This is a genomic window from Burkholderia sp. KCJ3K979 (assembly GCF_016759955.1).
Lineage (GTDB): Bacteria > Pseudomonadota > Gammaproteobacteria > Burkholderiales > Burkholderiaceae > Burkholderia > Burkholderia orbicola.
In genome coordinates, this window is record NZ_JACFYV010000213.1 from 1 (window position 1) to 11,386 (window position 11,386).

Sequence of the window (11,386 nt, forward strand, 5' to 3'; positions counted from 1 at the left end):
GAATAAATCACGTAGCATTTCATTGGAGCGGTTTGTTGAAATATCACAACCGGAAGAGCTCCGTTCATTTGTTGATAAATGCCTTGAGGCAAGAGGTTTGGGCGTATCGGAGGCGTATTGAAGAATAATCGTCTGATTTAGTTGTGGCGGAGATACCGTCTTGACGGCGTGAGCTACCGGTTTCCCCAACGATTGGATGCCGTACGTAGCAGTGTGACATTGGCAGCACGTAGATCGAACCGTTCGGCATCGAAGCCGGGGCCAACCCAGTTTCGGTAATGTTCTGCCTCTTCGCTATTCAGACCTTGATCGACCAGATGATTGGCCTCTTTGAAGATGACGATCCAAGTACGGCATGTTTTGATCAGGAAGATGAGTCTGGTGGAGACTACAGCGAGTTCCGTACTGGCAAGTACCATCCCGACACCGATTGTGGTGCCGGCGATCGTACTAACCGTGCCACTGCCCATAGTCGAGGGTTTCCGGCCGAGTGGCCTCGCGACCGGTGCAGGGGATAGTGGCGGATAGTGCTTTTCAAGCAACTGATAGCACGATTCAGCATCATTAATACATTTACTAATGGTTTGATAGTAATTAAAAATGACAATTGGCAGATGTCAGTAAATCGTCTGATTTTTAGTGCCTAAATCGTCGCGCATTTAATTTTCTGAAAGCCATCGAAATTCATCTTTGGAACATACTACGCACAAATAGGCCCGCGCCCTCGATAGGGCGACATAGGCAAGTTCTCGACGCTCCATTTCATCGCCGCTGACTATTAGAATTATTGCTGGCCGCTCAAGTCCCTTGAATCGCCGCACGGTATCGACGACCACATCTTCGAGCGCCATGGTTTCGGCATCTGTAAGCGGAATGCTTGTCCGGCTGCTTCTTTCGAGAAAGCTCGTTCTGGCGGCTGGCCCGTTGACAAGCACTGCTATGTCACCAGGGGCCACCTCTTCGCCGAACACGAGCCGTCGAAGCTCCTTGTATGCGGCTTCGATTTTCGAATCGCGATCCTCGGCGCTGATCCAGGATACCTCAAGACCATCGGGCCCGTCTGCAACTATGTCAGGGCCGGAATAATGAACTGAAGCAGCCTTGTGGATGTTCTTGGTGTTGCGGAGGTTACGGGAGAGTCTTACGGGAACCACGCTCAGATCATGAACACCATTCCCGGCGCCGTCGTACACCTTTTGATTGCTGTCCATGAAAACACGGAGGTTTCCGCTGCGTTTCAGACATGCATCGATTGCAATCCACCATTCGGTGCGGAAGTCTTGGCCTTCATCGACAATGATTGTGTCCCACTTGAGAGTAGGCTCGATTTCCATCGCGTTATAGAGAGCATTCGGCAGCAGGCTCTCGTAGAGTTCGCGTTCGCTGACGTTGGAGGGTACCTGAACGCCTGTCTGACTTGCCATTTGTCCACACAGCGCGTGAAAGCCGAAGACTATGAGGTTCTCGACGCCTTTCAGTCCTCGTTCAAGGTTCATTGCAAGGGGGCGGCTGTGACAGGTCAGGAGGGTCTTCCTGCCCGCCGCGGCGGACCGTAGCGCTTCCTCAACTGCAACCACGGTTTTGCCGGTGCCTGCGGCGCCCCGAATCAGTGCCCGTGGGATTTCGGTGATAGCGTCGAGGACATAGTACTGGGAGGGCTCAAGGACGCGGAACTCTCCGACAGCTTCTGCGAGAGCGGCGCCGATCCGGAAACTCAGGGTAAAGGGATGTGCCAGCAGCTTCTCCAGTGCCGCTATGCCGTCGTGACCGAGAGGCTCGCAGTTATCAGGACTTTGCCCTTCCTTTAGTCGTTCGGCGACCCACTCGCGCAGACCGTACTGTAACTGGTGTGAACAACAGAAAATCCGGGTCGGACGATCAGCTCCGAGATTGCTGGGAGGTGACCCTGCGCTAGGGAAAATAACCCCATGAGCGGCATGTATGTAGCGGCGTGGCCATCTGCGTGACTCGTTGAGCCGTTTGAGGATTTCATACTTTGCACTTCGCGCCTGCGCTACCGGGTCCTTGATCTTGTGGACGAAATCGCCATGATCCTTGCTCCGCCACTGCGCGTCCTTCGGATCGAACGAAATTTCTTTTCCCCCTTTAACCTCGATCGTTAGTATGCCGTGGCTGGGGTGTGCGATCAGGAAGTCACATTCACCATCCTTCTCGTTTCCCAGCCTGTCTGTACCCAGCCACGGGCTCGAGTAGAAGACATGAAAAGTGTCGTCGAGAACATGGGCGAGCCTGTCATACACACGAACCTCCGCCCGGCGTCTCGGATCATCCAGTACCGAACGGGGCAGTTTCCTCGGCCAGAGCACTGCCATTACGTTCTCCTGAGCATGTCTTCGAAGTACCCGAGGCCGGAACCCGTTCCGTCACCGGTCAGGAGCGCGCGGTCGAGGAAGCTGTTGAAGGCTTCGCATGATGTCTCGGGAGCAAGGCAGCAGGCGTGGCACACCGAATGCGAATAGCTGCTGATCGCTCCCATCATGTCCGTGATGCAGAGCGGATCGGATGAGCACCACTCGATCGCCTCGATCGCACGCTGCACGATACCCTCGATACGTCCCGCCTTTCCCTGCCGTTCGAGGCCGCCGAGCGTTCCGTCCGAGTCAGTTGTCGCGGTGTAGATCAGAATCCCGGCCATCTGCTCATTGCCAGTCCCGGCATATATCCTTTCCTGCAGGGACGCTGAGGAGTAACCGCACTCCAGTGTCAATTGGCGCATGAGCACGTGTGCAAGGGTGTGACAGAGCATGTAGCGCGGGGTTATCGCCAAAGGTAGCTTCGCGTCATCGCCATAGCGCTCCTTCCAGTCCTCTTGGCGTCGAATCTCGCACTCGGAGACGCGCGCGTTGACATCTGGTCGGTTTTCCCAGGTTGACAGCTGTTCCTCATTCAGTGCAAGGAAGATACCTTCACCGCGCACATCAATCGCCGGGAGCCATTCAAGTGGCTCCTTGGAGAGTCGAGCAATCTCGGGCGAGTCCGGATCGCCGGGTGGATTGATCCGGGTGAATCCCTTAATCGCGCGAACCTCGCGTAGGCGCACCGCCCGTACCACTCGCGAGAACCACGGAGATATCTCCGGGGATACGGATTCCCTACGGGTTTCGAAGTCGATCCCAGGGTTTCGGCTGCGACCAGGTTCGGTGACGAATTGCCGATATTCTGCCGGGCGCAGGTCGTCGGTTCGCAGCTGTCCGTACGCCGTGAGTCGGGTCCGGATCGCCTCTGCCAGTTCTGCGGGCGACATCTCCAGCTCCCTCAGGGTGCTCTCCAGATCACCTTTCGCAAGGAAGTTGATGTACGCCTCCAACTTTGACAGGTCGTCGAGATTGGTGAGAGAACTCCACCAGGCACCTAGGACCTCCTGTAATCGGTCGGACCAAGGCGGAATGCTAAGGGCCGACTCCGTCACGGCGAAGTAGAGATTTGACGCGCCTCGTTGGACGGCGTACTGCCCCTTGCCGCATTGTTCGTCACCATCGGTCAGCCATGGTCGACGCCCCCGGCATTTCGGACCATGTTCCCATGTTTTCTTCGAGAAGACGCCGTCCATTGACCGGCGTGCGCCACATTTTGGGCAACTGACGATAAGTCCAACGAGACCAGGTTTCTCGGATTGTAGGATCAGCCCGGGATGACGCTCTGCGTTGTCACGCTTCGAAACCGAACAACCTGGCTCGTGCCCTACCCACCAGTCCCAAGGAAACTCGTCTACGTGGCCATGCTTGCAGGCCATGACGAAACGGACCGGGATGACGAAGACCTTGTTACCTCCATTGGATTTTTCCGTGCAGGTAGGGCAATAGCGATAGGCCTTGCCCGGATCGTTCTTCCATCGCCTTTCCGGCTTGATGACATCGCACTTCGGGCACTGTAGCCATTTCGGGAAGCGCACGGCGACAAGGCGCCGGGTGTCCGGATCATCATCCTTTCCCCGCTCGAGCGTCACAGGCGGTGTCCTGAAGCCCTTAACGCCAAGCTTCTTCTGCAAGCGCGTCTCACGGATCACCTGCGGGTGGGCCAGACCAGCTGGAGGAAAGGAGCGATCCCACTCCTCGAGTCCCGCAGCGATACCCGAAACGGCTCCTCCACCCGCTCTGAAATCTACAATCGAGCCAGGCCCGAATGTAGAAACGACTGCGCTGCGCCGCAGTTCCTGAAGATCATTCTTCATGTGTATCATCCTTTGCCTTGAGGACAGGTGCCATCCTGAAGGGACTGCCGGCTTCGACAGTCCGCATGGAGTTGAGGGTCGGCCATGCTGCACCGGTGTCTCGGCCGGCGGCCCGGCGAGCGGCGGCCCGCTCGGCGCTCTGAAGTAGGGATTTTCCTCCCTTGAAGTCACTCCAGTAGAACTCGGGTAGCCTCGCTCTCCATGTGTCGAGACGTCGTTCCAGTTCTTCTTGGACGGCGGTCTCTTCGGGATCGATCCGCTTCGCGCGCTCGACGAGTAGGTCTATTAGGTCCATTGCGTTGTCTTCTGCTTCGTCATCCATGTTTGGAGAATCGAGCATATTGGGAACAAGATGACGGACCGCAGCTACCAGCGCAGCATGCAGTACTCTGTCGCGAGCCCGTGACGCAAAGGGGGTGACGCTTGTTGCTTCCACATCCCTGTAGAGGGTGCGGTGCCAGCTGCAAAACGCCTCGAAATGTGAACGGTCGCGCGCCTTGGCATTGTTGAGTACAGAGACCACCAGTCCGCTCACTTCTCCGCGACCAACGCGGCTGGTGGACTGGATGTATTCGGCGATGGTTTTGGGTTGCCCGTTGACCAGCATCAGTCCCAGACGCGAGATATCTACGCCGACACTGACCATGTTCGTCGCGAGTACCGCATCGACTGCACCGGGAAGGCCGACCTTGATATCGAGACGGTCGAGCATCTCGCGGATGTCTTCCTGAGTCCTTCTTGATGTCAGTTCCTCGACGTTGCTAAGAGGCCTTCTCTCTTCGGAGCGTGCGTCAGCGTACAGCGCGATACTGTCGGTGACGTCGTCCTGCATGAGGACGAGTGCACCGCCAAGCTCACGAAGTGAGTTGAAGTACCCAACGAGCGTCCAGTAGGCGTCCCGGCGAACATCATCGCTAAAAGCCCCAAAAGTCGTTTGCAGCAGCGAACCTGCGACGGCTTGCAGGGCAAACTTTGCCGACCGACCGGCCGTGGTGACGCCAAGATAGCGTCTTCCCACTGCCTTTGGCCGCCGATCACGAACCGCAAAACCGGAGTCGTCGTGATCGATCGCCGGCGGCGGGAACTGGAATGCTTCACGATCAAACAGTGCCAGCACCTGCTCCGACGCTCTGCGAATCGTTGCAGTCGAGCCGATGACCTTTGCTCGATGCCCTCGCGCGGCGAACATCAGGTCGAATGCTGCCTCATACGCCCCAGCGATCGTCCCGAGGGGACCAGAGATGAGATGCAACTCGTCCTGGATGATGAGGTCCGGCGGAGAGCCATCCGAAACGCCGAATAGGCTGTTGGTTCTCTTCTCGCGGACGATCTGCGCGAACTTGTCGGCCGTTCCGATCAGTAGTGTCGGTCGGCTGTCGTAGACATCATCGTCTACTGTGAAGACAGGCAAGTTCCCGTACATCGTGCACGCCCTGTTCGTGCATTCGGCGTCAACGGGTGAGGTGACGCTCGCCATAGACCATTTCAGTTTCTCGCCACAGGCGGGGCAGCGCGCAAGCTGCTTTGGGGACGCCACCTCCGAAGACCCCCGGAGCGAAGCGAATGCATCTGCGCGTTTGTTGGGAGTGGCGTCTCCGCCAACCCACAGGCCGATCGAGAACGGCTCGTCGCCTTGAAGCGGTAAGCCGTCGGGGGACGCAACCCGGCCGGAGCGTATAGCCTCCAGAGCGACGATCATCGCGGCAGACCGGGCAAACTGCTGGGTCGTGAGCAGGCGGAGCGTGTAGCGCATGAGGGCGCAGACGCCACTGTGGTCATTCGGATCATCCGAGAGGCGGCGATACACGGCGATGCACGCGATCAGTGCGAGGTATGCCTCGGTCTTGCCGCCGCCGGTGGGGAACCAGAGGAGATCCATGACTCTACGGTGCTTGTGTTCGCGGATGACCGAGGACGGTGCACTGAGAAGCAGGAACCCCAGCTGGAACGGCCGCCAGCGCAGTGGGCCGTGGCGGCTCTTGGAACTGTCCCACGAGTGCTGCAGGTGCATGGCGAGGTTTGCCAGCTGAAAGGCTCGCCGCAGTCGCGGATCGTTGCCGAGTTCGACGACCGATGCTCGCATGCGCCCGAGCGCCTCCTCGCATCGAGCAAGATGTGCTTCAGCGACGTACTTCAGTTCAGGACACACGTCCGTCGCGTCGTCGATTCGCTTTCGCTGCACTTGTACCCAGCGCTCGTAGGCATCGCAGAAGAGCTGTAGCCCTTTCTCGAGGGTCGTCATGTCGGCGGAGGCCAGTGCCTCGGCCGAAAGCGGATCGAACGCCCCGCTCTCCTTGCCAATCCCGGAAAAGAAGGCATGACCATTCGGGTCAACGCTCTCAACGATGGCTGACGGGAGCCAAGACGTCCCAACCCATCGTGCACTGGGCTGCATTCCGGCTGCGTGATCCGCGGTTTCCCACCCGGCTGAGCAGACATGTCCGACAGCGAACTCCGCCACTCTCCTGTAAAGCAGTATCCCGCTTTCCTCGTCGCTGACTGAGCCAGTTCCACAGCCACCTCGTTGATGCATCGGCGTCGCGCGTCGAGGAGGCTTTGGCACCAGCAGGGTGCCCTCACAGGGTTCGACGCGAAGCGACGTCTGGAACAGCGACGCGGCCTCGATCTCGTTTCGGCCCCGCTCTGGAACGGCTGAATTCACGAGAGCTAGAGTGGCCAAGACGGCGCTCCCGGCATTGATGCATCGGACACTCAGTGAGACGTCGGGTAGTCCCTCACCGTATGCCGCAAGCGCGATCTCGCGCGTTGGACCGGGCACCAGATCGAGGCACGCAATTTCGCCCCGGTGAGGCTGGCGAATCCAGATGTCGCCGCCGTCTCGCTTTTCAATCCGGTATGTGGCGAAGCTGCAGATGACTCGAACTAGCGGTACATCACTTGATGCGGCGCTGAACGATATGCCGGCCACGGAGGGTTTCTGGATCGAACCGGTTCTGACAGCGTCATTTTCGCCGTCGCTCTCCTCACCTGAGCCTGCGCCCGCCGTTCCAAGGCGATCGTCATCTTCCCCTGACATCGCCGTGCGCTGGGGCCAGAGGATGCCGGTGAGATACACATCGGACGGACGTGCAGTCAGTTCCTCGTACTCTGCACGCGGCCCGACGAGGTCCTCGGCAAGCCTGCAGGCGACGATATCTCTATCCTGTGATTTGTCCTCCATGGGAGCTACCTCCGGCCGAAAAAAAAGAAGGGGGGGAACGCTGCAATTCTCGGTGTCAGAACGAAACCGGAGGAAGCCCACGGCTCATTCAGGGCCTCAAGATCAGTGTCGTCGGGGCCTAGAACGATCGTTGCGCAGCCCTGACCTCTCACATGCTTCACGTATCTCGGCGGCTTGTGGCTGTGCTTCTGGTTTTTGTTCGCGAGTATTTCCCGGAGGTCGTATGTGAGGTTGCGCGACAGGGCACCAACACAGGGCCCCTCACTACCAGCAAGGATCCTGTAGCGCCAATTGAGATCAGGATCGGCTTCGAGTTTGTAGGTGGTGACAACATCGGTGACCTTAGTCAGAAAAGCTTGGCCCTCCGAGGCATTGGCTGCGTTGAACTCGCGGCGGCCAACGAGACTGCGTGCGGTGATGTCGCCGTCACGACCAATCTCGACCATTGTCGATTTGCCATTTCTTGCGGTGTGATGAACCCGTCCCGATGGCAAAGTTGATGCTCTAAAGGCGTTGATCTCGCCGACGGTGAGGGATATGCGCGCTCGCGTGGCGCCGACAAAAAGCACCCGTGCCTCTTCGATCTCATCATCGATACTCTCGAACTTCGCGCCGTTCGGCAAGAGGAGGAGGACATTGCTCGCCTCGCGACCTTTGTTCGCGTGAATTGTTCCAACTATCGGGCCGTGAAGGCCGAACTCAGGGACAGTTAGCTCGACCGGGGGCCGGGTCTGGCCCAGTCGCCGTCTCAGCCTCTGCATGTCGATGCTCCCATCCCTGCACCCTGCAACGCGCAAGAGGTGCTGCCAGGCTTCGACGGCCCCGTACTGAGGAGCGATCTTGTTTTCGATGCGCGTCACCCAAAGATCGAGAAAGTGTCGCTCTGCGAGGAACGGCTCCACGAAGTCAAAGAAACAGATTGCCAGCCATGCCGGTAGCGTCATCCCATAGCCAGACAGGCGCAGCCGATGGGGAGAGTCACAGAACTGCGACGCCATTAGTACTTCGGCACGAGTTCTGAAAAGCAGCAGATCGTCGCTGGTAAAGTCAGCGACTTTCATCTCGGTCCACTTCAGCCCGCGCTTGTCGGCCAGCGCGCGGATTCGTTCTGCTGTCGCAGCGTGTAATCCATTGCGGTGTTTCTGTTTGTCGAGGACGTCTTGGCGCAATTCCGAAAAGATCTTTCGGAGTCCAGGAGAGGACGTGCGATGAATCCCCTTTAGGACCAGCGTAGTGAAGCCCAGTGCTTTCGTGGCCCGCAAACGATCGAGCAACGACTTATCGAGTATGGAACCTGCCGCATTGCGACGTCCAGTGTTGTCGTCGGAGAAGTCATAGATTGCTTGGGCTTCGTCGGCGAAGACTGTGACCCCGCAGTCCGAAGGCAGCCGTGCCACTAGTGCCTCGATCAGGTCCGCTCGCGGTCCAACGAGGTCCTGCGCCTCGTCAATAACGACGTGCTCAATCTGCGACAGCTCGTCTGCCACATCCTCGTCAGTTTTCAATAGCTCGATGACTCGGGCGATATTCTCTTCGTAAGATCCAGTCAGCCTAGCATTCTGGTCATGCCCGGAATGGATGGACCACGCATGCGAGTCGATGGTCGCGATCCGGATGGCAAAGGATGCATCGCCGACGTATGATTGAAGCCGCGCACGGATCTCTGCTACGGCGGTCCTCGTGAAACTGATCATCCAAGTGTTGCTTGGTTCGAGATCTTCTTCAATGATCAGGTGGGCAAGGCGCGCACAAGCAACGGCCGTCTTTCCGGTTCCGGGCCCCGCCTCCACGACAAGCCGGGCATCCTTATCTTGCTCGATCACCCTAAGCTGATCTGCGTCCCAGCCTAACTTTTTCTTAGCACTATTCATGGCGGCAGAGTTCATCGCTATTAGTAATTCTGACGCTGTTGTGCCAGGCCGATGAATGTTTGCAAGTCCATGAGCCATGCCTGCTGGGAGGGGGTATAAGTTTGGTGCAGACTGCGCGGTAGAATGAGCTGCAGCCGCTTTGCTGCCATTTCGTCAGTTTGATTTGCTGAGATTGCTGTTTCTAGCGTCAGAAGATGCTTGTCATCAATCCGGTCTGCTTCGGCGAGGACCTGCCGCCAGCGGTCCTTGCAGGTCGATTTCACGCCGAGCATGGTAAGCTTCAGTGAATCGAACGCCGGATTATGGTATTCGGCCACCCCTGGGAACAGAAAATCAGGCTTTGCCTTGTTCTCCGTCACTGCTGTCCGCGTGTAGCGAAGGCCGTTTTCGGCGAACAGCAATTCCAGATGGTTTTCTAAGGCAAGGCCGACGCGGCTTTTGCGCCGGTTTTGGACCGACAGGGAGAACGATAGGAAACCATCAACATCAACAACGCCGTCACTAGCCGTGCCGGTAAATCCCTGCGATAGACGGTCGGCAATAAGATAACGCTCAAGCGTGCGGAAGAGGATTTCCTCTCGCTCCATCCAGGTCATCAAGACAAGATCTGGCTGATCCTGTGGTGAAAGATCTTTGAGGGTTGATCGAGCATATGCTGAAAATTCACGGGTAGTCGGAAAGCGGCCGGCGAAGCGAGAAAGCATGTCATCAAGGTACGTGTCCTCGGAGGTTTCCACCGCAATGCCGATATTTTCCAGAATGAACCGCGAGGCAAACTCGATGCGATCCTGCTCCGTTTCCAGCTCGGATTTGACTGAGAAGCCGGGATGTGCAAGGTCCACAAATCCAAACAACCATTCAATTTGCCGCCCAATGCTTGAACCATTCTCGGCAATGATGACGAGCAGGCCACCATCACGCTTTTTGGCGATAACAAGCAGATCCCCTTCGCTGGCATTCAGAGATACGGTCGTGGTAGGGAAATATAGATGGTATTCTGGAGCACGTGGCTTGCCTTTTCGGCAGTTATAGAGCGTCAGGAACGCATCTTCCACAATAGGGGTGGGGTCATCGTCGGTGAGATAGAGGAAACGAGCAGGTATTCTCGTTTTCTCTTCAGGACTCCCGAGAAATGCCCGAACCTTTTTCGTAGCATGATATTCGTGCTGGTTTGACCGTGTCTCGTCGGCTTCTACCGCGCTGAGTCTCTTCGCGGCGACCCCTTCAAAATATTCCGACAGATACCCTTGCTTCATCCCCGTATCTCAAAAGATGGGGCGTCACTACGAAGCCGATTGGCAAGGCTTTGTGTTGCGCCCTCGATATTTTCCCTAGCGCCGCGCAGAGTGCACTCCCAAAATAATACCAGCGCGCCGGCCATTTGCCAGCATAGCTTCCTTGGCCCGGCTGCCGTTTACTTGGTTTTACCCAATCTTCTCCTACCAGAAATCCGGGCAGGTCCCTGGCCACTTGAACAGTAGGCAATCGTGCCCATGCCAGAAGCAGGCATGCACAAATACTACAGTATGGTGGCGAGACAGCGTGATTACAGTATGGTGGCGAGACAGCGTGATGTCAGGCTTCCATGGAAGATCGCGGGCGTGAAGATGGAGCCGAATAGGTTGCGAATCAGGATTTCCGCCTTGTTATCGCGTCCATGTATATCAGAGACATTATCCGGCTACGCGTAGCACTGTCTACCACGTCGACCATCAGGTACACAATGGAGACGCAAGAGGGGGCCGTCTCGTTCGAGAGAAATCAATGCCTGTATATCATGGAGTCGTGATGAGAGCGATTTCCTGCGCCCGTGAGGTTGGCCAGCGGGAAATATCGGAGAGGCTGTCGGAGCCAGTGATTGATCCGGTAACGTTTGAGCGCTTGGCCTAGGCTGGTGCGCTTGGCTTCGACTCATGAGGCGAACCGCCCCTGATCCATCTCCGACTCGGTGGTGCGTGCCCGAGCTTCGGCCTCCACCGTGGTATCGAACGTAAACCCTTTGCAGATAATCTGGGTGACCTGCTCCCCGCGTTTAGTACGGTGACGGTGTAGAGTCCGTTCCAGAGAGGAACGGCAATGAAAAAGCGATTCACCGAAGAACAGATCATCGGCATCTTGAAGGAAGCCGAGGCTGGCTTGAAG

At 57.3% G+C, this 11,386-nt stretch carries 7 protein-coding genes and 1 pseudogene; all 8 read right to left on the reverse strand.

All coding sequences use genetic code 11. From position 1 onward, the window contains the following. Window positions 1-173 precede the first annotated feature (173 nt). A pseudogene (locus H3O04_RS29380) lies at window positions 174-299 on the reverse strand (plasmid pRiA4b ORF-3 family protein); the annotation flags it as partial. A gap of 360 nt (window positions 300-659) precedes the next feature. After that, window positions 660-2,333 carry a nuclease-related domain-containing DEAD/DEAH box helicase gene (locus H3O04_RS29385; RefSeq protein ID WP_202589014.1) on the reverse strand — a complete coding sequence of 558 codons (1,674 nt, stop codon included), beginning with the start codon at window positions 2,331-2,333 and terminating at the stop codon, window positions 660-662. Then, a complete protein-coding gene (drmB, locus tag H3O04_RS29390; protein WP_202589015.1) occupies window positions 2,333-4,192 on the reverse strand; it encodes a DUF1998 domain-containing protein in 1,860 nt (619 codons plus the stop codon). The genes H3O04_RS29385 and drmB overlap by 1 nt, the downstream gene beginning before the upstream one ends. Continuing rightward, window positions 4,182-7,373: a helicase-related protein gene (locus tag H3O04_RS29395; RefSeq protein WP_202589016.1), complete on the reverse strand. Its 3,192-nt coding sequence runs from the start codon at window positions 7,371-7,373 to the stop codon at window positions 4,182-4,184. The genes drmB and H3O04_RS29395 overlap by 11 nt, the downstream gene beginning before the upstream one ends. A 5-nt stretch (window positions 7,374-7,378) precedes the next feature. After that, window positions 7,379-9,259 (reverse strand): UvrD-helicase domain-containing protein, encoded by a 1,881-nt coding sequence (locus tag H3O04_RS29400; protein ID WP_202589017.1) that lies wholly within the window; start codon window positions 9,257-9,259, stop codon window positions 7,379-7,381. A 5-nt stretch (window positions 9,260-9,264) separates the two neighbouring features. Continuing rightward, on the reverse strand, window positions 9,265-10,500 hold the full coding sequence (locus H3O04_RS29405) for a type II restriction endonuclease (protein WP_202589018.1): 1,236 nt from the start codon (window positions 10,498-10,500) through the stop codon (window positions 9,265-9,267). Between the two features lie 183 nt (window positions 10,501-10,683). Further along, the gene (locus tag H3O04_RS36340; RefSeq protein ID WP_337249674.1) at window positions 10,684-10,863 is read right to left on the reverse strand and encodes a hypothetical protein; all 180 of its coding nucleotides are present in this window, start codon (window positions 10,861-10,863) and stop codon (window positions 10,684-10,686) included. 292 nt (window positions 10,864-11,155) lie between these two features. Beyond that, a partial coding sequence (locus tag H3O04_RS36345; protein WP_237666471.1) for a hypothetical protein occupies window positions 11,156-11,386 on the reverse strand: 231 nt, incomplete at its 5' end.

Bases quoted from the DNA above. Each gene is read 5' to 3' on its own strand.
- H3O04_RS29400 (WP_202589017.1), bottom strand. From the start codon at position 9,259: ATGAACTCTGCCGCCATGAATAGTGCTAAGAAAAAGTTAGGCTGGGAC.
- drmB (WP_202589015.1), bottom strand. From the start codon at position 4,192: ATGAAGAATGATCTTCAGGAACTGCGGCGCAGCGCAGTCGTTTCTACA.
- H3O04_RS29385 (WP_202589014.1), bottom strand. From the start codon at position 2,333: ATGGCAGTGCTCTGGCCGAGGAAACTGCCCCGTTCGGTACTGGATGAT.
- H3O04_RS29405 (WP_202589018.1), bottom strand. From the start codon at position 10,500: ATGAAGCAAGGGTATCTGTCGGAATATTTTGAAGGGGTCGCCGCGAAG.
- H3O04_RS29395 (WP_202589016.1), bottom strand. From the start codon at position 7,373: ATGGAGGACAAATCACAGGATAGAGATATCGTCGCCTGCAGGCTTGCC.